At 62.1% G+C, this 26,809-nt stretch carries 27 protein-coding genes, 1 tRNA gene and 1 pseudogene; 9 read left to right on the top strand and 20 right to left on the bottom strand.

Annotated features, from left to right (window positions below):
• Positions 1-423, top strand: a complete 423-nt coding sequence (locus ABIA96_RS22965) for a cupin domain-containing protein (protein WP_354139327.1) — start codon at positions 1-3, stop codon at positions 421-423.
• A gap of 2 nt (positions 424-425) precedes the next feature.
• Here ABIA96_RS22965 and yddG read toward each other — a convergent pair whose 3' ends face one another.
• The 3 genes from yddG to ABIA96_RS22950 all read right to left on the bottom strand — a co-directional run bounded on the left by yddG (position 426) and on the right by ABIA96_RS22950 (position 3,549).
• The gene (yddG, locus tag ABIA96_RS22960; protein ID WP_354139326.1) at positions 426-1,295 is read right to left on the bottom strand and encodes an aromatic amino acid exporter YddG; all 870 of its coding nucleotides are present in this window, start codon (positions 1,293-1,295) and stop codon (positions 426-428) included.
• A 100-nt stretch (positions 1,296-1,395) separates the two neighbouring features.
• Positions 1,396-2,121: an acetoacetyl-CoA reductase gene (gene phbB / locus ABIA96_RS22955; RefSeq protein WP_028149509.1), complete on the bottom strand. Its 726-nt coding sequence runs from the start codon at positions 2,119-2,121 to the stop codon at positions 1,396-1,398.
• A 249-nt stretch (positions 2,122-2,370) separates the two neighbouring features.
• The gene (locus tag ABIA96_RS22950) at positions 2,371-3,549 is read right to left on the bottom strand and encodes an acetyl-CoA C-acetyltransferase (RefSeq protein ID WP_354139325.1); all 1,179 of its coding nucleotides are present in this window, start codon (positions 3,547-3,549) and stop codon (positions 2,371-2,373) included.
• 304 nt (positions 3,550-3,853) lie between these two features.
• On the opposite strand from ABIA96_RS22950, the gene phaR reads away from it, so the two are divergent.
• The gene (gene phaR / locus ABIA96_RS22945; RefSeq protein WP_354139324.1) at positions 3,854-4,450 is read left to right on the top strand and encodes a polyhydroxyalkanoate synthesis repressor PhaR; all 597 of its coding nucleotides are present in this window, start codon (positions 3,854-3,856) and stop codon (positions 4,448-4,450) included.
• 159 nt (positions 4,451-4,609) lie between these two features.
• Here the strand turns inward: phaR and ABIA96_RS22940 are convergent, their stop codons facing one another.
• On the bottom strand, positions 4,610-5,497 hold the full coding sequence (locus ABIA96_RS22940) for a branched-chain amino acid aminotransferase (protein ID WP_354139323.1): 888 nt from the start codon (positions 5,495-5,497) through the stop codon (positions 4,610-4,612).
• A 149-nt stretch (positions 5,498-5,646) separates the two neighbouring features.
• Here ABIA96_RS22940 and ABIA96_RS22935 point away from each other — a divergent pair, with 149 nt between their 5' ends.
• Positions 5,647-6,582, top strand: a complete 936-nt coding sequence (locus ABIA96_RS22935; protein ID WP_354139322.1) for an alpha/beta hydrolase — start codon at positions 5,647-5,649, stop codon at positions 6,580-6,582.
• A 9-nt stretch (positions 6,583-6,591) separates the two neighbouring features.
• Here ABIA96_RS22935 and ABIA96_RS22930 read toward each other — a convergent pair whose 3' ends face one another.
• A complete protein-coding gene (locus ABIA96_RS22930; protein ID WP_354139321.1) occupies positions 6,592-6,837 on the bottom strand; it encodes a hypothetical protein in 246 nt (81 codons plus the stop codon).
• A 210-nt stretch (positions 6,838-7,047) separates the two neighbouring features.
• Here ABIA96_RS22930 and ABIA96_RS22925 point away from each other — a divergent pair, with 210 nt between their 5' ends.
• Positions 7,048-7,917, top strand: a complete 870-nt coding sequence (locus ABIA96_RS22925) for a hypothetical protein (protein WP_354139561.1) — start codon at positions 7,048-7,050, stop codon at positions 7,915-7,917.
• 12 nt (positions 7,918-7,929) lie between these two features.
• Here the strand turns inward: ABIA96_RS22925 and ABIA96_RS22920 are convergent, their stop codons facing one another.
• From ABIA96_RS22920 to ABIA96_RS22910, 3 genes are all read right to left on the bottom strand, one after another.
• Entirely contained in the window at positions 7,930-8,490 is a 561-nt protein-coding gene (locus tag ABIA96_RS22920; RefSeq protein ID WP_354139320.1) for a carboxymuconolactone decarboxylase family protein, read from the bottom strand.
• Positions 8,491-8,616: 126 nt separating this feature from the next.
• Positions 8,617-9,762, bottom strand: coding sequence for a PLP-dependent cysteine synthase family protein (locus tag ABIA96_RS22915; protein ID WP_354139319.1), 1,146 nt, complete (start codon positions 9,760-9,762; stop codon positions 8,617-8,619).
• Positions 9,763-9,870: 108 nt separating this feature from the next.
• Positions 9,871-10,335 (bottom strand): Lrp/AsnC family transcriptional regulator, encoded by a 465-nt coding sequence (locus ABIA96_RS22910; protein ID WP_354139318.1) that lies wholly within the window; start codon positions 10,333-10,335, stop codon positions 9,871-9,873.
• A 160-nt stretch (positions 10,336-10,495) separates the two neighbouring features.
• Here ABIA96_RS22910 and ABIA96_RS22905 point away from each other — a divergent pair, with 160 nt between their 5' ends.
• Entirely contained in the window at positions 10,496-11,512 is a 1,017-nt protein-coding gene (locus ABIA96_RS22905) for a 1-aminocyclopropane-1-carboxylate deaminase (protein ID WP_354139317.1), read from the top strand.
• A 14-nt stretch (positions 11,513-11,526) separates the two neighbouring features.
• Here the strand turns inward: ABIA96_RS22905 and recQ are convergent, their stop codons facing one another.
• From recQ to ABIA96_RS22875, 6 genes are all read right to left on the bottom strand, one after another.
• Positions 11,527-13,392 carry a DNA helicase RecQ gene (gene recQ, locus ABIA96_RS22900; RefSeq protein ID WP_354139316.1) on the bottom strand — a complete coding sequence of 622 codons (1,866 nt, stop codon included), beginning with the start codon at positions 13,390-13,392 and terminating at the stop codon, positions 11,527-11,529.
• Positions 13,393-13,493: 101 nt separating this feature from the next.
• Entirely contained in the window at positions 13,494-14,237 is a 744-nt protein-coding gene (locus tag ABIA96_RS22895; RefSeq protein WP_354139315.1) for a polysaccharide deacetylase family protein, read from the bottom strand.
• Positions 14,238-14,342: 105 nt separating this feature from the next.
• On the bottom strand, positions 14,343-15,344 hold the full coding sequence (gene metA / locus ABIA96_RS22890) for a homoserine O-succinyltransferase MetA (protein WP_354139314.1): 1,002 nt from the start codon (positions 15,342-15,344) through the stop codon (positions 14,343-14,345).
• Positions 15,345-15,356: 12 nt separating this feature from the next.
• Positions 15,357-16,658 carry an O-acetylhomoserine aminocarboxypropyltransferase/cysteine synthase family protein gene (locus tag ABIA96_RS22885; RefSeq protein ID WP_354139313.1) on the bottom strand — a complete coding sequence of 434 codons (1,302 nt, stop codon included), beginning with the start codon at positions 16,656-16,658 and terminating at the stop codon, positions 15,357-15,359.
• A gap of 322 nt (positions 16,659-16,980) precedes the next feature.
• Positions 16,981-18,072 carry a hypothetical protein gene (locus ABIA96_RS22880; protein WP_354139312.1) on the bottom strand — a complete coding sequence of 364 codons (1,092 nt, stop codon included), beginning with the start codon at positions 18,070-18,072 and terminating at the stop codon, positions 16,981-16,983.
• The gene (locus ABIA96_RS22875; RefSeq protein ID WP_354139311.1) at positions 18,072-18,362 is read right to left on the bottom strand and encodes a hypothetical protein; all 291 of its coding nucleotides are present in this window, start codon (positions 18,360-18,362) and stop codon (positions 18,072-18,074) included. The genes ABIA96_RS22880 and ABIA96_RS22875 overlap by 1 nt, the downstream gene beginning before the upstream one ends.
• Before the next feature lie 55 nt (positions 18,363-18,417).
• Between ABIA96_RS22875 and ABIA96_RS22870 the strand changes: the two genes are divergently transcribed.
• Positions 18,418-18,642 carry a hypothetical protein gene (locus tag ABIA96_RS22870; RefSeq protein WP_354139310.1) on the top strand — a complete coding sequence of 75 codons (225 nt, stop codon included), beginning with the start codon at positions 18,418-18,420 and terminating at the stop codon, positions 18,640-18,642.
• Positions 18,643-18,949: 307 nt separating this feature from the next.
• Here the strand turns inward: ABIA96_RS22870 and ABIA96_RS22865 are convergent.
• Positions 18,950-19,138, bottom strand: a pseudogene (locus ABIA96_RS22865) (transposase); the annotation flags it as partial.
• Here ABIA96_RS22865 and ABIA96_RS22860 point away from each other — a divergent pair.
• Positions 19,092-20,900 (top strand): helicase-related protein, encoded by a 1,809-nt coding sequence (locus ABIA96_RS22860; RefSeq protein WP_354139309.1) that lies wholly within the window; start codon positions 19,092-19,094, stop codon positions 20,898-20,900. The pseudogene ABIA96_RS22865 and the gene ABIA96_RS22860 overlap by 47 nt on opposite strands.
• Positions 20,901-21,411: 511 nt before the next feature.
• On the opposite strand, the gene ABIA96_RS22855 is transcribed toward ABIA96_RS22860, so the two are convergent.
• Both ABIA96_RS22855 and ABIA96_RS22850 read right to left on the bottom strand, forming a co-directional pair.
• Entirely contained in the window at positions 21,412-21,588 is a 177-nt protein-coding gene (locus ABIA96_RS22855; protein ID WP_354139308.1) for a hypothetical protein, read from the bottom strand.
• A gap of 128 nt (positions 21,589-21,716) precedes the next feature.
• Positions 21,717-21,806, bottom strand: a tRNA-Ser gene (locus tag ABIA96_RS22850).
• A 195-nt stretch (positions 21,807-22,001) separates the two neighbouring features.
• Here ABIA96_RS22850 and ABIA96_RS22845 point away from each other — a divergent pair.
• Positions 22,002-22,343, top strand: a complete 342-nt coding sequence (locus tag ABIA96_RS22845) for a hypothetical protein (protein ID WP_354139307.1) — start codon at positions 22,002-22,004, stop codon at positions 22,341-22,343.
• Between the two features lie 40 nt (positions 22,344-22,383).
• On the opposite strand, the gene ABIA96_RS22840 is transcribed toward ABIA96_RS22845, so the two are convergent.
• The 3 genes from ABIA96_RS22840 to ABIA96_RS22830 form a co-directional block, all read right to left on the bottom strand.
• Positions 22,384-23,847, bottom strand: coding sequence for a trehalose-6-phosphate synthase (locus ABIA96_RS22840; RefSeq protein ID WP_354139306.1), 1,464 nt, complete (start codon positions 23,845-23,847; stop codon positions 22,384-22,386).
• 235 nt (positions 23,848-24,082) lie between these two features.
• Complete coding sequence (gene otsB / locus ABIA96_RS22835) at positions 24,083-24,910, bottom strand: trehalose-phosphatase (protein ID WP_354139305.1); 828 nt, start codon at positions 24,908-24,910, stop codon at positions 24,083-24,085.
• A 4-nt stretch (positions 24,911-24,914) separates the two neighbouring features.
• A complete protein-coding gene (locus ABIA96_RS22830) occupies positions 24,915-26,402 on the bottom strand; it encodes an MFS transporter (RefSeq protein ID WP_354139304.1) in 1,488 nt (495 codons plus the stop codon).
• Between the two features lie 130 nt (positions 26,403-26,532).
• Here ABIA96_RS22830 and ABIA96_RS22825 point away from each other — a divergent pair, with 130 nt between their 5' ends.
• Positions 26,533-26,712 (top strand): hypothetical protein, encoded by a 180-nt coding sequence (locus ABIA96_RS22825; RefSeq protein WP_354139303.1) that lies wholly within the window; start codon positions 26,533-26,535, stop codon positions 26,710-26,712.
• Positions 26,713-26,809: the final 97 nt, after the last annotated feature.

Raw genomic sequence — 26,809 nt, 5'->3', positions numbered from 1 at the left:
ATGCCGACCGCAGCCGAGATCATCGCGCGCCTCGAACTCCGCTCGCATCCCGAGGGCGGGCATTACCGCGAGACCTTTCGCGACCAGACCACGGACGCCAATGGTCGATCGCGTTCGACGTCGATCTACTACCTGCTCGCGCGCGGCGAGCGCTCGCACTGGCATCGTATCGATGCGGTCGAGACCTGGCACTATTATGCCGGCAGCCCGCTGACCCTGCGCATCGCCCATGACGGCTGCTCCCAGCACGAGGTGCGGCTCGGCACTGACCTTGTGCGCGGCGAGCGGCCGCAGGCGATCGTGCCTGCGGACGCCTGGCAGATGGCGGAAGCCACCGGCGAATGGACGCTGGTCGGCTGCACGGTGGCACCCGCCTTCGAGTTCGCGAAATTCGAGCTCGCACCGAAGGGCTGGGAGCCGTAGGCTCACCGCTTCCGCAGCACCATGTCTTTAGCCGCGATCAGACCGCCGCCGGCGATCAGGATTGCGGCAATCGCAATGTTGGTGCTGGCTTTGGCGAAGCCGGCGGCGATGAGGAAGCCGGTCGACAATAGCGGCGTCGCGTAGGAGGCGGCGCCGAGCACGCGGATGTCGCCACGCTTCATGCCGATGTCCCAGGCGTAGAAGGCCGCGCCGACGGGGCCGATGCCGAGCCCGATCACGGCGAGCCATTGCAGCGCGGTCTCAGGCCACACCGTGGTTTCGAGCAGACCATGCATCAGCGCGGCGAGCACCGATGTGGCGAGGCAGAAGCCCGCGACCGCGTCGGTCGGCACCGTCTTCAATCGCCGCGACAGCACCGAATAGGCCGCCCAGACGAACGCCGCGATGAACGCCGCAATCAATCCCGGCACCTGGCCTGGCGCAAAACCGGTGGCGCTGCCGGCAAACAGCAGCACTGTTCCGACGAGACCGAGCCCGGCGCCGATGATGTGATGCACAGCCAGCCGCTCGCCGGGCAGCAATGACGAGAACAGCACGATCAGCAGCGGCCACATGTAATTCAGAAGTCCGGCTTCGGCCGGCGGCGCGAAGCGCAGCGCGAGGAAATACAGCGCGTGATAACCGAAGAGGCCGCCGACACCGACCACCCAGACGACCAGCGGTTGGCGCAGGCTTTTCGCCGCATCGCCGCGGCCGATCCAGGTGAGCAGGCCGACGAGACCTCCGATCGCGAACGTCATGGCGGCGAGCTGGAACGCCGGAATCTTTCCGGTCGCCACCGTCATCACTGACAACAGGGACCACATCAGGATCGCGGTCAATCCGATCAAGGTTGCAGTGCGCGGATTCATCGATCGAGAGGCTCTGAGGACGCTTATGCCCGGCACGAGGCCGGGCATAACGTCTTCATTATCGTCTTGTCGCGCCTGAAGCTACAGGCTTGGCGCGCTATCAGGCGTGGTACTGACCGCCGTTGATGGTCAGCGTCGAGCCGGTAATGAAGCCGGCCTCGTCGGCTGCGAGGAACACGACCGCGCGCGCGATCTCCTCGGGCTCGCCGAGGCGATTGACCGGGATCTGCGGGATCACGTTCTTCTCCAGCACATCCTTCGGCACCGCCTGCACCATCTCGGTGTTGATGTAGCCCGGCGCGATCGCGTTGACGGTAATGCCGCCCTTGGCGTTCTCGATCGCGAGTGCCTTGGTGAAGCCGATGTCGCCGGCCTTTGCCGCGGAATAGTTGACCTGGCCGAACTGTCCCTTCTGGCCGTTGATCGACGAGATCGAGATGACGCGGCCGAACTTGCGGGCGCGCATGCCCTCGATCACCTGGCGCGTCATGTTGAACAGCGAGCCGAGATTGGTGTTGATCACGGCATTCCACTGCTCGAGCGTCATCTTGTGGAAGGCAGTGTCCCGGGTGATGCCGGCATTGTTGACCAGCACGTCCACGGGGCCGAGCTCGGCTTCGACCTTCTTCACGCCTTCGGCGCAGGCATCGAAATTGCTGACGTCCCATTTGTAGACGGCGATGCCGGTCTCGGCCTTGAACTTCTCCGCCGCCGCATCGTTGCCGGCATAGCTCGCCGCGACCTTGTAGCCGGCCGCCTTCAACGCCTTGCTGATCGCAGCTCCGATGCCCCGCGTACCACCCGTCACCAATGCAACTCGTGCCATATCGTATTCCTTCCCTTGGACTCTTCGGACGTTTCTGGGTGATCTTTTTAGTGATGGATTATGCGGCTGGTTTGACGGACATCAAGAACAAAACGCCCGGCGTTGAGCCGGGCGTTCGTATTTAGTCGAGGCTTGCGCGGTTGCGAAGAATATTTGATTTGCAACCGCTGCCTTTTTAATCGCGTGCAACGCACTCGATCCGAGTGCAGCGCACGCGCGGACGACGCGTAAGTTACGCGTCAGCTAACGTCAGTCGCGCGCCAGACACATCGCGATACCCATGCCGCCGCCGATGCACAGCGTGGCAAGGCCCTTTTTCGAATCACGCTTCTGCATTTCGTGCAGCAGCGTCACCAGCACGCGTGCGCCGGAAGCGCCGACCGGATGGCCGATCGCGATCGCGCCGCCATTGACGTTGACCTTGGAGGTATCCCAACCGAGATCCTTGTTGACGGCGCAGGCCTGCGCCGCGAAGGCCTCGTTGGCTTCGATCAGGTCGAGATCGCCGACGCTCCAGCCGACCTTCTTCAGCGCGGCGCGCGAGGCCGGGATCGGGCCCGAGCCCATGATCTTCGGATCGACGCCGGCCTGCGCCCAGGACACGATGCGCGCGAGCGGTGTCTTGCCTTCCTTGGCGGCCTGCTTGGCCGTCATCAGCACCACGGCGGCAGCGCCGTCATTGATGCCGGAGGCCGAGCCTGCGGTGACCGTGCCTTCCTTCTCGAAGGCTGGACGGAGCTTCGCCATTGCGTCGAGCGTCGCACCGTGACGCGGATATTCGTCGGCGCTGACGACGACGTCGCCCTTGCGACCTTTGATGGTGACGGGAACGATCTCGTCGTTGAACTTGCCGGCCTTCTGCGCGGCCTCGGCCTTCTGCTGGGAGGCGACCGCGAACTCGTCCTGCTGGGCGCGGGTGATCTGCCACTGCCGCGCGACGTTCTCGGCGGTGTTGCCCATGTGGTAGCCGTTGAAGGCATCCCACAGGCCGTCCTTGATCATGGTGTCGATGAACTCGACCGCACCCATCTTGACGCCGCCGCGCAGATACTGGGCGTGCGGAGCCATGCTCATGGATTCCTGGCCGCCAGCCACGACGATCTCGGAATCGCCGTTGAGCAGCGCCTGATAGCCGAGCGCGACTGTGCGCAGGCCCGAACCGCAAAGCTGGTTCACGCCCCAGGCCGGGCTCTCCACAGGAATGCCGGCCATGATCGAGGCCTGGCGGGCCGGGTTCTGGCCCTGAGCGGCGGTCAGGATCTGGCCCATGATGACTTCGGAAACCCGGCCGGGCTCGATGCCACCGCGCTCCAGCGCGGCCTTGATGGCGATCGCGCCGAGATCGTGGGCGGGAAGGGTCGCGAACGCTCCGTTGAAGCTTCCGACCGGGGTGCGGGCGGCGCTGACGATGACGACATCGTCTGACATGGGCATCTCCTGGTGTTGAATGGGGGCAGGCGGGGCTGGGGAAACGGCTCGCCAGTCTCGGACGGCATCCTGTTAACGTCGTTGCGGCATGTCAATCGGCCGGTGGCCGAATTCATGCCGCAGCGCATTCAAAATAGCGTTCTTGGCGCTTTCGCAAGCACGTTTTAGCTGCGCGATTAACCGTGCCGCACAAAACGGTAGCGTGCTCCCGTTGAAAATGCTTACTTTGTTGCGTTGCGTACTCTTCCCGCCCTGCGGCATAGCCCGGCAGGTTCCCGTTCTCAGCGTTTGCAAGTGAGAGCCCATGGCGAAATCAGACCAACCCACCACGATCAAGAAATACGCGAACCGCCGGCTCTATAACACCGGGACGAGCACCTACGTGACGCTGGAAGACCTCGCCGCCATGGTCAAGGACGGCGAAGATTTCCTGGTTTACGACGCCAAGTCCGGCGACGACATCACCCGCTCCGTGCTCGCCCAGATCATCTTCGAGCAGGAGAACAAGGCCGGCCAGAACCTGCTGCCGACCACGTTCCTGCGCCAGTTGATCCGCTTCTACGGCGACAGCATGCAGATGGTGGTGCCGAAATATCTGGAGCAGTCGATCGCGACGCTGACCCAGGAGCAGGAGAAGTTCCGCAAGCAGATCGCCAACTCGCTCTCCGGCACGCCCTTCGCACCGCTGGAGGAGCAGGTCCGCCGCAACATGGAGCTGTTCCAGCAGACCTTCTCGATGTTCAAGCCGTTTGCGCCGGGCGCCGCGGGACGCCCCGCGGGAGCTACGACGGAGCCCGATGCCAGCGCCGAACCAGCCAAGGACACCAACATCGACGACCTGCGCCAGCAGATGAAGGACATGCAGGAACGCCTCGAAAAGATGTCGAAGAAGGACGAGTAGATCCTTCGTAAGCCGTACCGGCCGCGAGCACGCCCGCGGCTACCTTGCCCGGTTGTCTCATCGTCGTCATCTCGAGCGCAGCCCAGAATCCCTCCGCGGAAAGACTCTGGATTGCTTCGCTGCGCTCGCAATGACGGAGTTCGCGAGGAGTGCGCCGGCCTACGCCGCCAGCTTCACCGCATGCGCAAAGTCCCAATAGAGTTTTCGCGCTTTGGCGTAAAACGGCCCCGGCTTCAGCTCGCGCTCGTCGATACGAATTACCGGCGCGACTTTTGCGAAATTGCCGGATGAAAAAATCTCGTCGGCGGCAAGGAAATCCGCATAGCGCAGCGTCTTCTCGACCACGGTGACGCCGTCGCCGCGAAGCAGGCTGATCACGCGTTGACGCGTGATGCCGTTGAGGAAGGTGCCGTTCGGCACCGGCGTGAAGACCACGCCGTCCTTGGCCATGAACACGTTGGAATTGCCGAACTCGGCGACATGGCCGAGCATGTCGAGCATCAGCGCGTTCTGGAAGCCGCGCGAGGCCGCTTCCGCCAACGCGCGCGAATTGTTTGGATAGAGGCAGGCCGCCTTCGCATCCACCGGCGCGCATTCGGCCGTGGGCCTGCGGAACGGCGAGAGCGTGATCGCATTGCCGACCGGTTTCGGCATCGGCGCTTCGTAGATGCAGAGGCACCAATTGGTGGTCTCGGGGTCGAACAGCACGCCGCCACCCGAGCCGTTCTGTGCCCAGTACATCGGGCGGACATAGAGCTCCGCATTCGGCGCAAAGCGCGCGATGCCTTCGTTCGCGAGCGTGAGCCAGGCGCCGGAATCGACCACCGGCTTCAGGCCAAAATTGATCGCGGATTGATTGGCGCGGGCGACGTGACGATCGAGGTCGGGCGCGACGCCCTCGAACGCGCGCGCACCGTCGAACACGACCGAACCGAGCCAGGCCGCATGCGTGCGCGGCCCCATGATCGGCACGTTGCCGTCATGCCATTTGCCCTCGAAGAAGGTCCAGCTCGGCGAATATTCGATCGGCTTCTTGATCTCGGCCATGACCGGCCTCCCCTCGAAAAATGCCCGGGTACTATTGTCCCAATTTCTAAACGATTTGCTGTGGCGAAGCATCAACTCTCCTCTCCCGGGAGGTTAAGACGACAGCGCGACCAAACCGGCTATAGTGTCGGCACGTCACGGAGTTTCCCATGCCGCTCGATCCGCTTGCAAAGCGCTTGTTGACCATGATGGCTGCGGCTGCGCCGCAGGCGCGAAGCCGGCCGAGCGTCGAGGCACGGCGACAATCGCTGGCGAAGCTGATGCAGTTCGCACGCACTGATGCGCCGGACGTGACGGCGTCCGACGGTACGCTGCCTGGCCCCGGTGGCGAGTTATCCTATCGGCTCTATTCGCCGGCGTCTGCCGGCGAGCGTGCGCCGGGCTTCGTGTTCTTTCATGGCGGCGGGCTCGTCGCCGGCAGCATTGCGACGCATGACCGTATCGCAGCTGCGCTGGCGCATGCGACCGGCTGCCGTCTCGTTTCGGTCGACTACCGCCTCGCGCCCGAACACAAATATCCCGCCGCCGTCGACGATTCGATCGCTGCGACCGAGTGGGTCGCGCGCGAAGCATCCTCACTCGGCATCGACGCCGAGCGGCTGGTGGTCGGCGGCGATTCCGCAGGCGCCACGCTGGCTGCGATCGTGTGCCAGGAGGCGGCGCAGAGCGCCGGTCTTTCCATTGTCGCGCAATGCCTGATCTGCCCGGTGCTGGATTTCGAGGAAACTTCACCCTCGCGCGACGCCTTCGCCGAGGGCCATCTGATCGACCGCGTCACCATCGAGGCCGATCTCGCCGATTATCTGCCCGAGGGCCTGGATGCCGCCGATCCCCGCGTCTCGCCGCTGCGCGCGACGCGTCTCTCAGGCCTGCCGACCACGATCATCCACACCGCCGAATTCGATCCGATGCGCGACGAGGGAAATGCCTATGCGCGCAAGCTGCTCGCCGCGGGCGTCGCGGTCGAGCACGTCTGCCATGACGGCATGGTCCACAATTTCCATGCCATGGGCGCGATCCTGCCGCAGGCGCAGCTCGTGCTGTCGCAGATCGGCGAGCAGGTCAGGCGCGCGGTGGAGAAATAAAGGCGCGAATCACACGCGCGCGTCGAGCACGGCCCTGGCTGCCACGACATAGTCCGGCCAATGCGCATCCGCATAGCGTTCGGCTTGGCGCGCGCAGGCGACATCGGATGCATGCGCGGCGGCAATCATGCGCGCGAAGCGTTCTTCGGCAACTGTCGCATCCCCAATGGCGGACGTCGGCGCAGCGGCCACGGCGCTCGGAGCCACGGCGAGCCCCGCCAGGCCAGTGAGCAAGGTGCGGCGTGACGTGTTCATGGCTGCCGTCTCCATTGCCGGCCTGCACAGTGGCGGGCCAGTGTGTCAGCGATCGCGGCATGGTAATCGCGCGTATCCGTGCAGTCCATCGCTTGCGGATAGCGCTTGACCATACGAGCGATCACGTTCCATCTAACAACGGTTCCGCCATCAAATCGCCACGCGTCGGATTGTCACGTGTCCCATCACAGCCCATCGCATCGCCCCGCTTTGCGCGCTGTCGCGATGGGGATGCTGTGCCTGACAATTTCGGCAGGCGCCGCCTTCGCCGCTGACGATGGGGAAGATGCACCGGCAAGACCGGCTGTGCCGAACATCTATCTCGATCTCCGCACGACCTACGCGACGATCCCGGCGGGCACCCTTGGGCTCGGCTTCGGCAGCACCTCGCTATCGGCCGCTTTCGAAGCCCTGGCGGCACGACGAGGTGCGACGCTGCCGGGCGGCTTGCCGGCGGCGAAATCAATCGCCGTCGACCTGCCGCTGACGGTCGACGTCAGCGATCGCGTCTCGCTCTATGGCGGCGTGTCGGGCTCAACGACGGATATCGGCGGCGGCTGGTCGGCATTCAACATTACCAGCTGGAACATCGGCGTGCAGGCCGACCTCTATCAGCAGAATGGCGGGACGTTTCCGACGATCACGCTGCAATCGACCTTGACGCAGTCGGTGCCCAACGAAACGGGCATGACGAACTCATTCAACAACATCCTGGAGTTCGACTACGCGCTCGACGAGGACGAAACGAGGGGCTGGCTTGCCGGCGTGCAATACACCAGCACCATCGCGAGCCCATTCGCCAGCATCCGGCCGAACACGATCCTCTATGCCGGCGGCTATTACCAATGGCCGAGCAACTGGAAATTCACCGGGCGCCTTGGTATGCAGTCGTTCGGCGGTGCACAGATCGCAGGCCGGGTGCTGGCGGAGTCCTTCACCCAGCCGATCCTGCGCCTCGACCTCGACCGGATGGACGATAACGACAACCGCCTGTTCGGCATCACCGCGCAGATCGCGTGGATGCCGAAACCGTCCTACCAGATGACGCTACGCACGCCGCTTTACGCAGTCCGGAACTAGAGCACGATCCGGCTAGTCCGGCACCGGCACATCGAACGTATTCAGCGTGACCGAAACCATGCAATAGACGCCGACGAGATAGGACAGCTCGGCGGCACCATGCTCGCCGAACTCCTTTACCGCAGCCCGATAGGTCAGTTCAGGCAGCACGCCGCCACTCACCAGCGCAGACGCCATGTCGTAGGCGACCGCCTCCTGCTTGGTGAGATCGACCGGCCGTTGTCCGGCAACGATGGTCGCGAGCTTCTCATCGGAGAGGCCGCGCTGCTCGGCCACCATCACGTGAGCATAGAGTTCGTAGCCGGAGCGGAAATGCGAGCCGGTGACGAGGATCGCGACCTCGCGCACCGGCGCCGGCAGCAGTGGGTTCGATGCGATCGCCTTGACCAGCTCCCACACAGGGCCGCCGAAGCGCGGCTCGCGGATCCAGGGATTCCAGGGGCCGAGCAGCGCGCCGTCGTCGCGCATGTTCACAAAGCCCTTGAAGTGGTCCTTGATGCCCGCTTGCATGTCGGCATAGAGCGGCTTCTGTTCGTCGGTCAGCTCTTTCGGATCGAGAATGGGAAGGCGCACGGCAAGGTCTCCTCGTTGAGAAGGGGCGACCGTCACCCGCGTATGCGCGCATGGCAAGTGAAGTTGCCGTGACGATCGTGCAATTTTGCAAACGGCCAGGAGACTCCGCTAGGAGCCCTCACGGCTTCATTTGCTTTGCGGATTGACGACATCTTCGACCGCGAGCGCCAATGGCTGCGCGGTATCGAGGAACGACGACAAGGCCGCCTCGAACGGGGCCGGGTCGAGACCACGCGCGGCGAGCCAGGCGGGCTCGTAATAAGTCTGCCGGTAACGCTCCCCGGAATCGCAGATCAACGTCACGAGCGATCCTGTCTGGCCCGCCTTGCGCATCTCCGAAGCGAGCTGGCACAGCGCCAGGAAATTGGCCCCCGTGGAGCCGCCGACCGCACGGCGCAGCCGGCGCGACAGCACGTTCATCGCGGCGATCGTCGCCGCATCGGGGATTTTCATCATGCGGTCGACCACACCCGGCACGAAGGACGGCTCGCAGCGTGGGCGGCCGACGCCTTCGATCAGCGAGGGGCGCTCGCAAACATGGGAGCGGTCCTGCGAGCGGAAGCAATCGAAGAACGCGGAGTGCTCGACATCGGCGACGCACAGCCGCGTCGGATATTGGCGATAGCGCAGATAGCGCCCGATGGTCGCCGAGGTGCCTCCGGTCCCCGCCCCCATCACGATCCAGTCCGGAAGCGGACGCGTCTCGCCCTTCAACTGCGTGAAGATCGATTCGGCGATGTTGTTGTTGCCGCGCCAGTCGGTGGCGCGCTCGGCGAAGGTGAACTGGTCCATGTAGTGGCCGCCGAGCCGGGTCGCGAGCGCGGCGGCCTCGGCATAGAGCGCGCGGCCGTCGTCAATCAGATGGCAGTTTCCGCCGTAATGCTCGATCGCGGCGATCTTCTCCGCCGAGGTCGTGCGCGGCATCACGGCGTAGAAGGGCACGCCGATCATCTGCGCGAAATATGCTTCCGATACTGCGGTCGACCCCGACGAGGCCTCCACGACGGGCGTGCCTTCGCGGATGTGACCGTTGCAAAGCGCGTAAAGGAACAGCGAGCGCGCCAACCGGTGCTTCAGGCTCCCGGTCGGATGCGTCGACTCGTCCTTCAGATAGAGGTCGATGCCCGATAGCGCCGGCACGATCAGACGAATCAGATGGGTGTCGGCCGTACGGCACTGGTCGGCCTCAATCGCCGCGATGGCCTCGTCGACCCAGCCGCGCCGGTAGGCCGGTGCGACGGGATCATGCTGGCGAAAGGGAAGCGGCTGCATCGGGCGAACCTCTCATGATGCGTATCGCGCATCAATAGCCGTAGATTATTGTTTTGACGCGTTTTCATAACGCGAACCGGTTTCCACTTCGCTGGAAAATGCTCTGGCTCAGAACTCCAGCGGCGCGCTGTCGACGACCTCTTTCATGACGAAGAAGGTGCGGGTCTGCCTCACGCCGGGGAGCGCGATCAGCTGCTCGCCATGGATGCGGTTGAAGTCCTCCATGTCGCCGACACGGATCTTCAGGAAGTAGTCGAAGTCGCCGGCGACGAGGTGGCAGTCGAGCACGAATTTCAACCTGGCGATCGCCTGCTCGAAAGTCGCAAAACTCTCCGGCGTCGAGCGGTCGAGAACGACGCCGACCATCACCAACGTGCCCTTGGCCACCTTCTTCGGCGCCACCATGGCGCGGACCGCGGCAATAAAGCCGTCCTCGAACAGGCGCTGGGTGCGACGGTGGCAGGTGGCGGGGCTGATCGCGACCGTTTCGGCCAGCTCGGCGTTGCTGAGCCGGCCATTATTCTGCAGCAATCTCAACATCTTGAGGTCGGTGCGATCGAGACGGGCGGACATGGAAGAATCTTCCGACAATCGATGCTATTACGGAAAGAATGTTATCAGAATCCGCAATACTCGCAAGATTTCCTGCAATACAGGCGCAATATTCGAGAGCACTTTTTTGCAGTGCGATGCTAACCACATCCCAGACACCAACGCCAATCGGGATGATCCAATGGGACTGGACAAATTCGCACGCTATCCGCTGACCTTCGGTCCGACGCCCATCGAGAAGCTGGAGCGGCTGTCAAAGCACCTCGGCGGCAATGTCGAGATCTACGCCAAGCGTGAGGACTGCAATTCGGGCCTCGCCTATGGCGGCAACAAGCTGCGCAAGCTCGAATACATCATCCCCGACGCGATCGCCTCCAACGCCGACACGCTGGTCTCGATCGGCGGCGTGCAGTCGAACCACACCCGCATGATCGCTGCGGTCGCCGCCAAGATCGGCATGAAGTGCCGCCTGGTGCAGGAAGCCTGGGTGCCGCACGAGGACGCCGTCTATGACCGCGTCGGCAACATCATGCTCTCGCGCATCATGGGCGCCGATGTACGCCTGGTCGACGACGGGTTCGACATCGGCATCCGCAAGAGCTGGGAGCAGGCGATCGAGGAAGTGAAGGCCGCGGGCGGCAAGCCCTACGCGATTCCCGCCGGCGCCTCCGTGCACAAATTTGGCGGCCTCGGCTATGTCGGCTTCGCCGAGGAAGTGCGCAAGCAGGAAGCCGATCTCGGCTTCAAGTTCGACTACATCGTGGTCTGCACCGTGACCGGCTCGACCCACGCCGGCATGCTGGTCGGCTTCGCCTCCGACGGCCGTGCGCGAAAAGTAATCGGCATCGACGCCTCCTTCACGCCGGCACAGACGAAAGCGCAGGTGCTCTCGATCGCACAGAACACTGCGAAGCTCGTCGAGCTCGACAAGGACATCGTTGCAGACGACGTCGTGCTGATCGAGGACTACGCCTATCCCGCCTATGGCGTGCCGTCGGAAGAGACCAAGGAGGCGATCCGCCTTACCGCACGGCTAGAAGCGATGATCACCGATCCCGTCTATGAAGGCAAATCGATGCAGGGCCTGATCGACCTCACCCAGAAGGGCCATTTCGAGAAGGGCGCGAAGATTCTCTACGCCCATCTCGGCGGCGCGCCCGCGCTCAACGGATATGGATATGCATTCCGGAACGGGTGAATGAGAGGCGCGCGCTATCGCGTGCGGACGATCTGCAGCAGCTCGTCGCCATAATGCTCGAGCTTCTTGTCGCCGATCCCGGGGACATTGCGTAGTTCGTCCAGCGTGGTCGGCCAGGCCCGGACGATGCCGTCGATGGTGGCATCGTGCAGCACGACATAGGCCGGCACGCCGCGCTCGCGCGCGATATCTGAACGCCAGGACCTGAGCCGCGCGCGCAATTCGGGATCGACATCGCCCTGCGGGGTGCTGGCCGCCGGCGCGAGGTCGCCGCGGCGGGATTTTGTGCGGCTTGACCGGATCCGGGTGCCGGGCGCTTCCTCGCGCAGCCACACCTCGGTCTCGCCACGCAGCACGCCGCGCGCGGAGTCCGTTAACTTCAGCGCGCCAAAAGCCTCGCTGTCGCTCTGCAAATGCCCCATCGCGACCAGCTGCCGCAGCACAGTGCGCCACTGCTTCTCGTTGAGCTCGCGCCCGATGCCGAACACCGACAGCTTGTCGTGGCCGAACTGCGTCACCTTCTCGGTCAGGCGTCCGATCAGCACGTCGATCAGATGCATCGCGCCGAAACGCTGGCCGGTGCGATAGGCGCAGGACAAAAGCTTCTGCGCCAGCACCTTGCCGTCGCGCATCTTTGGCGGAGTCAGGCAATTATCGCAGTTGCCGCAAGTTTCGCCGTGCAGGGTCTCGGCGAAATAGGCGAGCAGACGCCGGCGGCGGCACTGCGCGGTCTCGGCGAGCCCGACCAGCGCGTCGAGCTTGCCGATCGAGACGCGTTTGAAATCGTCCGAGCCGTTGGATTCGTCGATCATGCGGCGCTGCTGCACGATGTCGGAGAGACCATAGGCCATCCAGGCGGCCGACGGCTTGCCGTCGCGGCCGGCGCGTCCCGTCTCCTGGTAGTAGGACTCGATGCTCTTCGGCAGGTCGAGATGCGCGACGAAGCGCACGTCCGGCTTGTCGATGCCCATGCCGAAGGCGACGGTCGCGACGATGACGATGCCGTCCTCGTTGAGGAAACGGTCCTGATTGCGCGAGCGCACGCTGCTGTCGAGCCCGGCGTGATACGGCAGCGCCGCAATCCCGGCCTCGTCGAGCGCGGCAGCGACCTCCTCGACCCGTTTGCGGGACAGGCAATAGACGACGCCCGCGTCCGACGCGTGGCGCTCACGGATGAATTCCTTGAGCTGCGTCACCGCGTTGCGCTTGTCGACAATCTCGTAGCGGATATTCGGGCGATCGAAGCTCGAGACGAATTGCGGGCTATCAGTCAGCTGAAGCCGCTCGACGATCTCCTTCCGCGTCAATTCGTCGGCGGTCGCTGTCAGCGCGATGCGTGGCACATTTGGAAAGCGCTCGGCGATGATGGAGAGGCCGACATATTCGGGCCGGAAGTCATGACCCCATTGCGAGACGCAGTGCGCTTCGTCGATCGCGAACAGGGCCACCTTGGCCTGCGCCAGCATCGACAGGCAGCGCGGCGTCACCAGGCGTTCCGGCGCGACATAGAGCAGGTCGAGATCGCCCGCGATCAGGCGCCGCTCGATGTCGGAGGCCTCCTGTAGCGATAGCGACGAGTTCAGCGCGGCCGCGTTGACGCCGGCCTCGAGCAGACCTGCGACCTGGTCGCGCATCAGCGCGATCAGCGGCGAGACCACGATGCCGCAGCCTTCGCGCAACAGCGACGGCAATTGATAGCACAACGACTTGCCGCCGCCGGTCGGCATCAGCACCAGGCAATTGCCGCCGTCGGTGACATGCCGGATGATTTCGCCTTGCGCGCCTCGGAACCCAGGCAGGCCGAACACCGACTGCAGCACTGACAACGCATCGCGGCCATCGGCCGGCGCTGGCAGCGGAGCGGTGGAAGGGACGGGCATGGGCGTGTCGGGGGTTTGCGAGATTCGTCACAAGGCCAGTCGCATGACGGCGCGGGCGTTGCAAGTCCATCTTCTGCCCAGCAAGCAGGAGAGGTGAAAAGCTACGCCTCGATCCGACGCAAGGCCTCGGCGACCGTCACGATCGGCATGTTGCGCGCCTCGGCCGCCTTCAGCGCGTGGCGCAGCAGGGCCGGCGTGCAGCCATAAGGGCTCGGCGCATCGACGACGTCATGGCCGTAGAAGATCAGCCAGCCGCCGCTTGCGACGGCATCGTCGAAATAGCGATCGACACCATCGGTATCGATCTCGCTATCGACCAGCGGCGAGGCGCGAAGGAACTGAAGATCGATAACGTCGCTATTGACGCCGGGAAGGATGCCGCGCGCCGAGCGGAAGTTTTGGGCGAGCTGCGGCTTGCGCCAGACAGAGGCGAGGCCATAGGGGTAGGCGAAATTCTCAAGCCGGATCGAGGAGTCGATGCCGAGAAAATAGTCGCGGTTCCGCTCGATCTCGCGCGCCATCGCACTCTCGTCGAGATCGACCGCACGCAAATGCGAGAAAGTGTGGCAGCCGATCTCGTGGCCGCCGCTATGCAGCCGAACGATCGCATCATTCGACAGGCCGTGCCAATGGTCTCCCGGCTGATCTATCAGGCTGCCGGCGAGATAGAAGGTGCCGCGCCCGCCATGCGCTTCCAGCAGCGAGGCGCCCTCGCCTGCGGCGCTGTCGGGCGCGTCGTCGAAGGTGAAGCTCACCATCGGCGCGTGCCCCGGCAAGCGGTGCGGCGCGGCGCGGAAATGCCGGGCCAGCCGATTGCTCAAGCGTCCGTTGAGGGCCGACAGCACGGGTGCACTTCCTGTAATTCCATATTTCTGTACTGAAACATTTGCGCGCGGTCTGAGGCAAGCCTAACGCCTGGGTAATCCTAACGCGGAACCAACAGCCCGGAGTTAACGCGCCAGCAGGGGAGTTTCGGCGTCTACCCCGAGATATCGCAGCCAGTTGCGAAAAAGCACAGCGGCGGCGCTGCCGGCCGCAATATCGGTGCGCAGAGTCAGCGCCGGCAGTTCATTGGTCAGTGCCGGATGCCGCTGATGCCTCGCTCGCCTTTCGAATCGAACCAGCTTCTCCTCCGTCGGTGCGTCAAAATAACTCACGGGGAGCGCGGGATAGGCCTCTCGCTCGCGCGCGAGGAAGCGGCCGATGTCGCGCAGATATTCACGCTGGAGCGATAGCGCGTCATATTCGGGATGCCCCTGGAAGAACACGAAGCGGCTGTCATACTGCCGGACGAAGACGTCGACGCCGGCCTGGGCCGACCGGGTCAGCACCTGATAACCGGCCTGCGTGAGATCCCCCTCGGTGACTTCGTTGAGACGGGAATGCGAGACTTTGAGCGGCGCCGGGGCATCGCGTGTCAGCGGGTCGCCGGTTACAGACTCGCACCCGAAGATGCCATGACATTTGGATGGCAGGCGCTGTCGCTCGATACGATCGAGATGCAGCACCGCCGCATGTGCGGCGAGGCATGACCAGATCGTCGAGCGGGTATTGGTCCTGGCCCAGTCGATCAACTCGGTGAGATCGCGCCAGTACGGCTCCTGATCGAGCTGGGGCGCGACCGGTTCGGCACCGGTCACAATCAACCCGTCGAACTTCTGGCGCTTGAGATCGGAGAGATCGGAATATTCGCTCTCGACATGCCACTTCGCTTCCGGTGATCGCCTCACCGACGGCAGCGAGAAGCAGTGAAAGCGGATGCGGCGCGGCCCCGCAGCAGCCTGAAGCAGCTTCATGAACTGCCGTTCAGTCGCCTTCAGTGCCGTATCAGGCATGTTGTTGATCAGGCCGATATTGAGCACAGCGCCAGCACAATCGCGCGCGAAGCCAGCCTCGGCCGGCACCAGCGCCGGGCTTGCGATACCTTGATCCCTGTCGATCAAGACACTCATCGGCCCGATTGCCTACTCCGCCGCCTGAAGACGCGCGGCCCGACAAGCCTTTTCCAGCGCCTGGTCGATGTCCTCGATGATATCAGCCGCATGTTCGATGCCGATCGAGAGGCGGATCGTTTCCGGCAGCACGCCAGCTATGCGCTGCTGCTCCGGCGACATTTGCCGGTGCGTGGTCGAGGCCGGATGGCAGGCCAGTGACTTGGCATCGCCGATATTGACGAGGCGCGTGATCAGCTTCAGCGCATCATAGAAAGCCTTGCCAGCCTCCATGCCGCCCTTGATGCCGAACGTAAACAGCGAGGAGGCGTCACCGTCGAGATACTTCTGGACCAGCGGGTAATAGGGGCTTTCCGGGAAGCCTGTGTAGTTGACCCAGGCGACGCGCGGATCGTTGCGCAGGAATTCGGCGACCTTGCGGGCGTTCTCGCAATGGCGCTCCATGCGCAGCGCCACGGTCTCGATGCCCTGGAGCAGCAGGAAGGCGTTGAACGGCGACAGCACCGAACCCATGGTGCGCTGATAGATGCTGCGCGCGCGCTCGATGTAGGCGGTCTTGCCGAAACGCTCGGCATAGACGAGACCGTGATAGGAGGCGTCCGGCTTGTTGTAGCCCGGGAAGCGGTCGGCGTGCTTGGCCCAGGGGAAATTTCCGGAATCGACGATGGCGCCGCCCAGGGTGGTGCCATGACCGCCCAGGAATTTGGTCAACGAATGCACGGCGATGTCGGCGCCGTAGTCGAACGGCTTGAGCAGGATGGGCGTGGCGACGGTGTTGTCGACGATCAGCGGCACGCCGTGGGCATGCGCGATCTTGGCCAGCTCCTCGATATCGCAGACATTGCCGGCGGGATTGCCGATGGTCTCGGCGAACACCGCCCGGGTGTTCTCGTCGATCAGCCTTGCAACCGCATCAGGAGCGTCGCTCTCTGCGAAGCGGCCGGTGATGCCCTGGCGCGGCAAAATATGAGAGAGCAGCGTGTGGGTGGTGCCGTAGAGCTGCGGCACGGACACGATGTTGCCGCCGTGGTCGGCGACGTTGACGAAGGCGAAATGCAGTGCGGCCTGGCCGGTCGCAACCGCGAGTGCGCCGACGCCGCCTTCGAGCTGGGCGATGCGCTTCTCCAGCACGGCGCTAGTCGGATTGGCGATGCGGCTATAGCGATAGCCCTCGGCCTCGAGATTGAAGAGGGCCGCGCCGTGATCGGCACTGTCGAAGGCATAGGCGGCGGTCTGGTAGATCGGCACGGCAACCGCGTGCGTGGTGGCCTCGGGCTCGTAGCCGGCGTGAATAGCGATCGTCTCGTTGCGCATCGTGCCACCTCCGCGTGGGACGCGGGCCGCACTTATCGGCCTGGATGAGGCATGTGCGTTGTCCGCCGTCCCTCCGTTAGAGGCGGGTGGTAAAGCGGACAATAATTCGCTTAGAGATCGAGGAAGTAACCCTAATGATTATTGGTAAATTGGCTAAAATTCGAGTCAATCTGGATTAACCGTTCCGCCGGAGTCGCCAAAAATCCGGCGCGCGTTCAGGTCATCGGCTTTGTTCTTTCGACGATAATCATTGCAGTCCCGCACGAGTGCACCGTCCCAACGCCGAACTGAGGAAGCGGCAACCGCTTCGTAGCAGCGCAAATTAGCGATACATCTCCACCTGTCTCTTTAGAGCATCGAGCGACGCAATCGGAGCCTCAGAGTTCACCAAGTGACTATCTGCCGCCATAAGTGAAAGTATCTTTCGGTCTACTATCGGCGAGTGATGGACAACATCTGCGTAATTGCCGAGGTCGTGCGTTATTTCCTGGGCATCCCGAAAATCATAGACTTTCACATTCGGGAACTGCACCAACCGCTCCAGTATATAAGTGTTAGCTTGGTAGAAAGTCTGAAGTGCCTTCGGGTCAAAGTCCCGCATTGCGACGGTCTGCAGAATCGAATAGGGCGGAAAGAAGATACGAAAATTGGTGTGGGGGTTTTCTCGAATTAGAGTTATCGCATCCCGCTCGAAATTTCTGACTATCGTGTCGTAATCATAGGACGCCATGATCTCAGCAGGAAATTTAGCGTAGTGCGCGAATGAAGCTCGTGCTTTCTCGCTGTTGTAAATGGTGGAAAGATCAAGATGGGGCGGCAGTGTGTTTATCTCGTTGACCTGATCATTGTAGAATTTCAGGTATTGTGCGGCTGCCAATGCATGTGCAACCTCCTTCATCGGTTTTATGAATCGAAGAACGGTGAAGAACGCCTCTCGGGCCGTGTCTAAACTGAACAAGTAATTAGCGACGCCCTTAATGTTCATCCGATAGAGATCCGCCGGCAAGAACTGGTTTTCGTCGACAGTGGGAGACTTCCGAAAAATCCAGTCGTCCATCTCCCAAATTACATTTTTGGGGTGACGTTGAAGCGAGGCGGCAAGGACGAAGCTCTGCTCCACCGAGTTTGAGCCGGACATCGCCAGTTTCAAGGATTTGACGCCCAGCGCCGCATCGATTTCGCTTTGGCGATAGTGGACCGCCAGCGATGTACCCATAAATACGGTGTCAAACTTTTGGCTTCTGATCAGCCCGGCATCTTGCATTCGGGTGTCAGACGAGTAGAGCGGCTTGTAAAGGATAGCGGGCCGAAAAAGTTGTAGGGGATCGACGACGAAATTGAAAGCGGCGACGAGGCCGACGATTGTTGCCGACAACGCCAAGAGCCATCCGACCGGTGCAAGGCTTTTGCTCATCAAAATCTGAAGTAAATGAATTCGCTGTGTTGCTGGATGCCGAGTAGAACCGCGAACCGCCGACCGCCAACAAGCCGCGTCCGTATCAACAGCGAGCCGATGGCATAATTGAAGGCGACGGACGCAAGTAGCAGGGCTACAAATTGCGCGTTGCTGATCGAGTAAAAAACGAGCGACGCGAGCGCTAGCCAAACCACCGGCAACACGGGCCCGAAGCGCCCTATAAAAAAATAGCCCAAGAGCGCGATGGGCAAAAAGACGAATATGAATTGATAGGAGTTGAAGAGCATTCCGGAGACTCTATCGTGCCGCCGGAACTAACTTGTTCAGAACATGCAACCGCACATGCCTTCGATCATGATCAGCGGTCGGCGCATCAACGCGGATATCGGAACGAATTTGGAGGCCAACCGCCATACTTTCGCAAAATATCTTGTGATTTCAGCCCGTTATATCGACCTGATGGCGGAGGGAGAGCACCTGGGTTCGAACCTTCTCCGTGAGCCGTTGCGTAGCGTCCGTAATCAATGTGCCGTTGGGAGGGATGGCGGCACCCGGGCCGGCGATTAGGGCCCTTTATAATCTCCTGAACGTCTGTACGTAAGCCCCCAAAATTGCTCTCAAGCCTGCAGCCTACCTGGCGCCCCGCCGCGCTTTCGCCCGCAGTCCTCCGACTCGCTTCTCTGACATGAGCTCGCAGACGGACAGGACGGACTTACGAACGTCCGCCTTGCGGTCCTCAACGGGGCGTCGCCGTGTAAGTCCGCTAAGGGCCGATTTTGTTGCAAAAGTCGGCTGTAGTGGATTTGGCCGTTGGGTCTTTCGTTGAGCCGCGCTCTGAAGCGCTGGCCCTGACGCATTTTACGCAACTTCGACGCTACGCGATGCGCAGAGCCTGGGCCGGTGGCGGTCGTGCGACCAGCGATGCAAACCGCCTCAGGTTCTGGGCGATGGCGGCCAGAACAAACTCATCCTGGGCACCTCGCGGGCCACGCAGTCGGAGCCGACCAAGCTTCAGGATGCGCTTCAAGTGTGCGAACCTCATCTCGATCTTCTTGCGCTTACGAGCAGCAATGCGTGGTGCGCCTTCCAACATGGTCCGTGGAATTAGGAACACGTCCAGCTTATCGCCTGCTTCAAGCGGGAGCAGCAGGTCAATAATCTGTCGATCGAGCGTGGATAGCGGTGATTGCGAAAGCGGTAGGCCCGAGCACACCACCAAGCGCACTTTCCGATCTGGCCGAGCTTCGCAAAAATCGCGAACGAGTCACTACGTCAACAGATACGCGGGAACCCCACTTGCTGCACTTGCCCGGGAGCACACAGCGGCGATCGGTCCCGATCTGCGGTCTGACATTGAAGAGAAGTTTCGGCAAGGCGAACTCAACCTACTCAGTTGCACGACGACAATGGAGATGGGCGTCGATATTGGAGACCTCGAGGCGGTTCTCTGCCGTAACGTTCCTCCTGGCATTTCCAACTATCAGCAGCGAGCGGGGCGAGCAGGCCGCAGAGCGCAAGTAGCGCCGACCGCCTTGCTGGTCGCGCGAAATAGCCGGTACGACCAGGCGCAGTACAGCGATCTTCACAGCTATCTGAACGCTAAGCCGGCCGTTCCTTACCTCACTTTGGATAACCCGAGCTTCTTTCGAAGGCATCAAGTATCCACGGTTTTAGCTGGCTTCCTCGAAAGTCGATTGACCAATCGCAACCGTACGGGGGCTCCAAGACTGAAAGAGTTCTTCTCGGACTCATTAACAGGGGAAGATCAACAGACGCTTCGAGTCGAATTCTCTACCTGGATTGCGACAGAGCAGGGAGCGCATTTTGTTCGGCTCGCCGAAACTTTGCATGATTGGCTTCCCGGCGAACTTAGCACTGTTGGTCTCGTCGGCGACGACTTAAGAAATCACGTCACGTCAGTTGTTGATCGGTTCGTTGATGATATCTCAGAGAGGTGGCAGGCGCTCGATGCCGCCGCAGCAGAGCAGCGTCGCATCATGGATGAAGCGTCTAGCGAGGACGATAAGCGAAAGGCTTCAAATCGCCTTGCTGCGAAAATGCGTGAGAAGGCGCAGTTTCTCGACCAGTTCTTAGTAACCGTGTTGTCGCGGTCAGCGGTCATACCGACCTACAGCTTCCCTGTTCATTCTATTCGTCTTGAGATCTCCGAAAATCGTGCGACGGCCGACGAGAGTCGCTTCGCGCAAGGTGCGTCTCTCCAGCTCGATCGCGACGCGGCGCTTGCGATAGGGGAATACGCTCCAGGTGCCGAGGTAGTCGCTGGTGGGCGAATCTGGACCAGTCGCGGCATCGTGCGTCGGTCCAAGGAGTACATGCCGGACAAGTACTACCGAATTTGCAAGAGCTGTGGCCATCCAGAGATCCATTTCCAGAGATCTGAGTTTGGCATCGTATGCGAGCAATGCTCAGCTGAACCCCAGTCACGAACCGTCAGGTTCATCGAGCCCACTGCATTTTTGACTGCGTTTGATGAACGACAGGGGCGTGATCCTGGGTCATCGCGACTACGGTCGAGGGCGGTTTCCCACTCTTGGCACGGTACTGATCCCGCTTGGCAACGGGTTGATGTTCGGATCGTCGACGCGCTGTCCCGGCGCAAGAGACTTTGCGGAGCACATTCTCCCCCGCGCCCTCGAACCGACCGTTGTCGGGGACGACCACTGCGGTGCAGCTATCGAAATTTAGAAGCGAACAACCCCCTGCGCTTTGTGCTCCGCCCCTTGCGGCATGCCCAGCGCGTTTCTGGCGGTCTCCCAGCACCAACCAGCTTCGATTCAAGTTCCTGCAATTTCATCTATAATTAATAGCGCGCCAATCACAACCAGGACGTTTGTTTATATCTCTCATTCCTTGGTACCCGGTGCGGAGCCAAGAACGCTAACAGAGTTCCGGAGTCTGACCCTTAGGACGCCAGCTTGAAGGGAAGCGCACAGAAGCAGACTCAGCGGCAGGAGCCGCTGCGGAGTTCGAACGCGATTGGAAACGGCGGGATGCCGGGCCGCAAGAGTGACGGCGCGGTAGAAAGGGGGCGGGCGAAACGCGACATGGCAATGGCGAAAGCGCAGGCGTGCGCTGGATAAGGCGCAGTAGGAGCGCCGGAGAGCGGAAAGGAAAGACTTAAGGACGCGCCGCGACGCCCGCGGGAATAATGTCGTTCAACACACCTATCCCGCTGGACACTCGGGCAGGTGTCGCCGATCGCATCGAGGACAACGAGCACTTCCGCGACGGCTTCGTTAACCGAGATGCCGTCGGGCGGAATTCTTCTTGGATATATCTAAGGCGAACTCGCGGCGGGTCCGCTCAGTCCTACGCCTAGCCGGCCTCATCGACTTTGCCGATGGCGCGGACCTCCTGCAGCACGTCGATCGCCCAGCCTCTCGTGATCCGGATTGCCTGCCGGTCTTCCTTGCTCTCGGCATCCGGATTACTCCTGCTAAGGCCAAATCCCTTTCCAATCGCCGCGCGTTCCCGGCGGTTAGCAAGGATCAAGGGTTTCCCGGAGCCAAGGCGCGACGAAAGTCTGCCGTTGATCATTGATCGCGAGTATGGGCGCGGATATGGGCTGCCGAACAGCTACCGTCACGAAGCGCTGAAAATTAATGACTTTTCGGCCTGGATGGCGGAGAGAGTGGGATTCGAACCCACGGTACGGTTTCCCGCACACACGCTTTCCAAGCGTGCGCCTTAAGCCACTCGGCCATCTCTCCGGAGCGCCTTCTCTTGAAGGGGCGCCGGCGATTTTGCAAGAGATCGCGGGTAAATCGGGTAAGTTTTCCGCAACATATTGTATTTACGGAGGAATATCGCACGCCGGAGACTGCGTGGAACTCACTTCAGGCTGAACCTGTGGCGGGCTGGGCGCGACGATTCACTCAAGGATGCCAAACACGACCGGGGACGCCATGACCGTCTGCAAAACCATTGCCGCGCTGAGCCTGGTTTTGGCACTCGGCGCCGCCTTGACCGCATCGGCCAAGGCACAGGCCTGCACCCGGCAGGGCGTCGATGTAACCTGCGACGATGGGCGGCGCGGGGTGCTTTCGGGCGATGCCATCCTCTGGCCGGACGGAACCAGATCCAGCTCGACCCCGCACCAGAGCGTGATCATCGGCTACAAAAGCTCGGTGCATGTCGGACCCGGCGTGTTCGTCGGCCAAGGCAAGGGCATGGTGCCGATGGATGATCCAAACGCGCCGAACAAGCGGCAGTGCGCGATTTTGGATAGCGTGTCGTATTGCTATTGAGGCTCGCCTCTCCCGCGAAAACGGGGAACGGAAGAAAGATCTAGATCAACCGCACGCCCGATATCGCCGACTTCAGCCAGCGCAACGCTTGCGGCGGCTGCGCTGCGAGCGGTGCCTCTGCAACCTTCTCGGTGCGGCACTTCTCCAGCTCGGCGACGAAATCCGCCGACCATTGCTGGATGGTGTGACCGCGCAGCGTCTTCATCATCGCCTCCCAGCGCATCTTGCGCTCGGTGAGCGGCATCGCGGCGGCGACCGCGATGGCGCGAGCCATGCCGTCGATGTCGTGCGGATTGACCAGCAGCGCGGTCTCGAGCTCGTTGGCCGCACCGGCAAATTTCGACAGCACCAGCACGCCGGGATCGGCCGGATTTTGCGCAGCGACATATTCCTTGGCGACGAGGTTCATGCCGTCATGCAGCGGCGTCACCACACCGATCTGCGCGGTGCGATAAAGGCCCGCGAGCACGGCCTGGCTAAAGCCCTTGTTGAGATAGCGGATCGGCGTCCAGTCGACTTCGCCATGGCGGCCGTTGACGTCGGTAACAAGGCGCGCGACGTCGTTCTGGAGGTTGCCATACGCTTCGATCGCGCCACGCGAAGGATTGGCGATCTGCAGCAGCGAAATGCTGCGCGCAAACTGCGGCTGCTCAGTCCAGAGACGGTCGAACGCGCTGATGCGATTGATCAGGCCCTTGGAATAATCGAGCCGGTCGACACCGATCGCGAGCCGCTCGCCGTTGAGGCTGCGGCGCAGGCGCGAAACGTCCGGATGCGACGCCGACTTCGCGGCATAAGCCGCAAATTTTTCCGCATCAATGCCGATCGGAAACGTTTCACAGCGCGTGCAGCCATGCTGCGAGATGACGACACCGTCCTCGATTGTGAGATCAAGCTCGCCGGCGGCATAGCCGAGGAAATTCTGGCAATCTTCATCCGTCTGGAAGCCAAGCAGATCGTAGGCAAGCATCGCCGTGATCAACTCGCGATGATTGGGCACGCCCTGCATCACCGCAGCAACCGGCCAAGGCGTATGCAGGAAGAAGCCAATGGGATCATCGACGCCGAGATCGCGCAGCTCCGCGCCGAGCGCGAGGAAATGATAATCCTGCACCCAGAAGCCCGTTTGTGGTTTGCGGAATCGCATCAAGGCGCGCGCCATGAACGCGTTGACCTCGCGATAGCTGACATAGTCGTCGCGCGAGACGCGGATCAGATCGCTGCGTGAATGCAGCGCGGGCCACAGTGCCGAATTGGCAAAGCCTTCATAGTAGCCACCGTAATGTGCCGCCGGCAGATCCAGCGTCGCAATGGCACCCGACCCCAGCGCCTCGATCTCGGCGAAGGGTTCCTTCTGGTGGCCGTCGCGCACGCGGCCGGAGGAACCCACCCAGATCGCACCTGAGTTCTCCACGACAGGCAACAAGGCAGCCGCAAGGCCACCCGTCATCGGCTCGTTGGGTTTACCGCGCGCAACTCGATTCGAAACGACGACTAAGTTCACAGGTCGTCCCCTCCTGTTCATTCCACCCCATTTAACTGCCGTTCATCAATATGGTTCCTGTCATCATTTCTACGAAATGAAACCAAAGTCAGGCATGCGCGTTGGAACCAGTTTTCCGTTGAAGGAACCCAGCGATTTCATTGAGGAAGACCGCGTTTTGCAATTGGTTCGCAGTGTGAATTACCCGAACACTGGAGCCGGGCGGACAACAATGTGGCTCTGAGGTGACCGCGCCTTATTCCAACCTTGTGTCGTCGAGCAAGCGCGCAAGGAACGCGCGCACATCGTTCGGCGCATCGAAGTGACCGTTGACGCCGATCGCGCGGCGGCCGACCGAGAAAGATAGACCGTTCATGTCGGGCATGATCGCGAACACGGTTTCATCAGTGACGTCGTCACCGATGAAGATCGGCCGGCGTCCCTTGAATGGCTCATGCTGCATCAATTCGCGCACGCCGGTCGCCTTGGTGAAACCGGAATGCTTGATCTCGCAGACAAACTTTCCGGGCAGAATTTCGATCGGCGCATTGGGCAGATCGGCGCGGATCAGCGAGACGGCTTCGTAGATCGCCTTCTCCGCATGCGGCGCAAGACGATAATGCAATGCCAGCGAATAGCCCTTGTCCTCGAGCAGAATTCCGGGGCTGAGCTTTGCGATCGCGGCAAGGCGCCGCTTCAGTTCCTTGTCCATCGGCGGCGCGTGCACGTCGTCGGCCTCATTGCCAATCGACAGGCGCATCTCAGCGCCGTGACCGGCGACGGCGCGAAACACATCGGGGGCGAAGATCAGATCGATGTCGTTGAGCGAACGGCCACTGACCATCGCCAGCGCACCCGACGTGCGCTCCGTCAACTGGTTGAGCGTCTCCGACAAGCCCGGCGGCACCCACACCTCGCGCGGCGTCGGCATCAGGTCGAGCAGCGTACCGTCGATATCGAGCAGGATCGCGGTCTCGTGGAGATGCGGGACCAGCGCTTGCGGCACCGGCACCGCGTCGGGAGTTTCGTCGTCAGGCATGGCTCGCTTCTGATCCAGTGGTATTTCCGCCAGTTCCGATTTCATGAGATTACTCCATAGAGGCGAGTGGCCGCGCAATTTCTTCGAGCGATTTGCGTTCCGCCGAGATGGCATAGCGCCACGCCACGATCGCGGCCACGATCATCAGGAAGGCTCCCAGCAAATACCCGGCGAACACGCTGCTGCGTGATCCCGTGTCGATCAGCGCGCCGAACAGCGCGGGACCGATCACCCCGCCGATGCCGGTGCCAACCGCATAGAACACCGCAATCGCCAGCGCGCGAATTTCGAGCGGGAAGGTCTCACTCACCGTGAGATAGGCCGCACTCGCGGCCGGTGAGGCAAAAAAGAAGATCACCATCCAGGCGATGGTCTGCCCCTGCGCGCTCAACGCGCCGATCGAGAACAGATAGCCCGACACCGCCAGCAGCACGCCAGAGACACCATAGGTCAGCGTGATCATGGTGCGCCGGCCAAGCGTATCGAACAGGCGGCCGAGCAGCAGTGGGCCCAAAAAATTACCGGCCGCGAACGGCAGCAGGTACCAGCCGACGTGATCGGCGCTGATGCCGTAGAAATCGGTCAGCACCAGCGCGAATGTGAAGAAGATCGCGTTGTAGAAAAAGGCCTGCGCCACCATCAGCACGAGGCCGACCAGCGAACGCTGGCGATAGGTGACGAACAGCGTGTGCACAACTTCCCTGATCGGCGTGTGATCGCGCATCTTCAGCCGCATCTTGGCGAAGCGCCCGTCGCTCGTGTCCTGATCGTGTCCGATCACCGAACGCTGGATGTCGTCGACGATCTTGTGGGCCTGGTCGGGACGGCCGTGGATCATCAGCCAGCGCGGGCTTTCCGGAATCCACATCCGCATCAACAGCACGACGAGGCCGATGGTCGCGCCAATCAGATAAGCGAGACGCCAGCCGAGATCGGGGCCAAGCAACGCGGGGTCGAGCAGCACGATGGCCGCAACCGCGCCCATCGCCGCGCCGATCCAGAAACTGCCGTTGATGACCAGATCGGTCCAGCCGCGATAGCGCGCGGGTACCAGCTCCTGGATGGTCGAATTGATCGCAGTGTATTCACCGCCGATGCCGGCGCCGGTGAGGAAGCGAAACAGCGCGTAGCTCTCGATATTCCACGACAGCGCGGTCGCGGCCGTCGCGGTGAGATAGAGCGCAAGCGTGATGAAGAACAGTTTTTTGCGGCCGATGCGATCGGTGAGCCAGCCGAAGCCGAGCGCGCCGAGCACGGCACCGCCAAGATAGGCGGAGTTGGCGATCCCGAGATCGAGATTGGAAAAGAGCAGCGTGGGGCTCTGCTTCAGCGCCCCCGAGAGCGCGCCGGCCAACGTCACCTCGAGGCCGTCGAGAATCCAGGTGATCCCGAGCGCCAGGACCACGCGGGTATGAAAGCCGCTCCAGGGCAGCGCATCGAGCCGCGCGGGAATGCTGGTCTCGACGATGCGATCGGTCACGGCCGCCGCCGAGACGACAGGTCCATCATTCAGCGCTCGGCTCTGCTGCAATTCCATCGGGTTGCTGGGTCATGGGGGGTGCGGCATTCCGCCTGCCACCTGCGACAACGTCCGCGGCAGGGGCAGGTTCCAATAGGAACGTCGCCGAATACCGGCCGTTTCCGCTGGAGCCGCAAGGAGTTGACGCATGGCTCATGTCAGAAAGACGACACATTCACGCAAACCGTCAGCACGCGAGAAGACCAGCGCGAGGCGCAGCACCGCACGCAAGAGTACCAAGCGCGCCGGCAAGACGTTGCCGAAGACGCAGCGCGAACGGCTGGAGAAGGCCAAGGTAGAGCTGACGCGGGCGTTTGGGAGGGAGTGATCCCTACGCCGCCCTGATATTCGCCATGAAGCGGTCCAGTTCGGCCCGCAGGCGCGTGCTTTCAGACGACAGCGTCTTCGCCGAGTTCAGCACCTCT

It is taken from the genome of Bradyrhizobium sp. LB11.1 (genome assembly GCF_040549385.1).
Classification (GTDB): Bacteria; Pseudomonadota; Alphaproteobacteria; order Rhizobiales; family Xanthobacteraceae; genus Bradyrhizobium.
Note: the sequence above shows the minus strand (reverse complement) of the source record. Positions and strands in the feature narration are given on the sequence as shown.

What these genes read in the sequence shown, in the direction of transcription:
- ABIA96_RS22825 (WP_354139303.1), top strand. Translation starts at nt 26,533, where the DNA reads ATGGCTCATGTCAGAAAGACGACACATTCACGCAAACCGTCAGCACGC.
- ABIA96_RS22905 (WP_354139317.1), top strand. Translation starts at nt 10,496, where the DNA reads ATGGGACTGGACAAATTCGCACGCTATCCGCTGACCTTCGGTCCGACG.
- ABIA96_RS22940 (WP_354139323.1), bottom strand. Translation starts at nt 5,497, where the DNA reads ATGGCCGAGATCAAGAAGCCGATCGAATATTCGCCGAGCTGGACCTTC.
- ABIA96_RS22935 (WP_354139322.1), top strand. Translation starts at nt 5,647, where the DNA reads ATGCCGCTCGATCCGCTTGCAAAGCGCTTGTTGACCATGATGGCTGCG.
- yddG (WP_354139326.1), bottom strand. Translation starts at nt 1,295, where the DNA reads ATGAATCCGCGCACTGCAACCTTGATCGGATTGACCGCGATCCTGATG.
- ABIA96_RS22845 (WP_354139307.1), top strand. Translation starts at nt 22,002, where the DNA reads ATGACCGTCTGCAAAACCATTGCCGCGCTGAGCCTGGTTTTGGCACTC.
- ABIA96_RS22880 (WP_354139312.1), bottom strand. Translation starts at nt 18,072, where the DNA reads ATGAGCAAAAGCCTTGCACCGGTCGGATGGCTCTTGGCGTTGTCGGCA.
- ABIA96_RS22910 (WP_354139318.1), bottom strand. Translation starts at nt 10,335, where the DNA reads ATGTCCGCCCGTCTCGATCGCACCGACCTCAAGATGTTGAGATTGCTG.
- ABIA96_RS22950 (WP_354139325.1), bottom strand. Translation starts at nt 3,549, where the DNA reads ATGTCAGACGATGTCGTCATCGTCAGCGCCGCCCGCACCCCGGTCGGA.
- ABIA96_RS22915 (WP_354139319.1), bottom strand. Translation starts at nt 9,762, where the DNA reads ATGCAGCCGCTTCCCTTTCGCCAGCATGATCCCGTCGCACCGGCCTAC.
- ABIA96_RS22965 (WP_354139327.1), top strand. Translation starts at nt 1, where the DNA reads ATGCCGACCGCAGCCGAGATCATCGCGCGCCTCGAACTCCGCTCGCAT.
- phaR (WP_354139324.1), top strand. Translation starts at nt 3,854, where the DNA reads ATGGCGAAATCAGACCAACCCACCACGATCAAGAAATACGCGAACCGC.
- ABIA96_RS22830 (WP_354139304.1), bottom strand. Translation starts at nt 26,402, where the DNA reads ATGGAATTGCAGCAGAGCCGAGCGCTGAATGATGGACCTGTCGTCTCG.
- metA (WP_354139314.1), bottom strand. Translation starts at nt 15,344, where the DNA reads ATGAGTGTCTTGATCGACAGGGATCAAGGTATCGCAAGCCCGGCGCTG.
- ABIA96_RS22930 (WP_354139321.1), bottom strand. Translation starts at nt 6,837, where the DNA reads ATGAACACGTCACGCCGCACCTTGCTCACTGGCCTGGCGGGGCTCGCC.
- ABIA96_RS22885 (WP_354139313.1), bottom strand. Translation starts at nt 16,658, where the DNA reads ATGCGCAACGAGACGATCGCTATTCACGCCGGCTACGAGCCCGAGGCC.
- ABIA96_RS22875 (WP_354139311.1), bottom strand. Translation starts at nt 18,362, where the DNA reads ATGCTCTTCAACTCCTATCAATTCATATTCGTCTTTTTGCCCATCGCG.
- otsB (WP_354139305.1), bottom strand. Translation starts at nt 24,910, where the DNA reads ATGAAATCGGAACTGGCGGAAATACCACTGGATCAGAAGCGAGCCATG.
- recQ (WP_354139316.1), bottom strand. Translation starts at nt 13,392, where the DNA reads ATGCCCGTCCCTTCCACCGCTCCGCTGCCAGCGCCGGCCGATGGCCGC.
- ABIA96_RS22870 (WP_354139310.1), top strand. Translation starts at nt 18,418, where the DNA reads ATGCCTTCGATCATGATCAGCGGTCGGCGCATCAACGCGGATATCGGA.
- ABIA96_RS22860 (WP_354139309.1), top strand. Translation starts at nt 19,092, where the DNA reads ATGCGCTTCAAGTGTGCGAACCTCATCTCGATCTTCTTGCGCTTACGA.
- phbB (WP_028149509.1), bottom strand. Translation starts at nt 2,121, where the DNA reads ATGGCACGAGTTGCATTGGTGACGGGTGGTACGCGGGGCATCGGAGCT.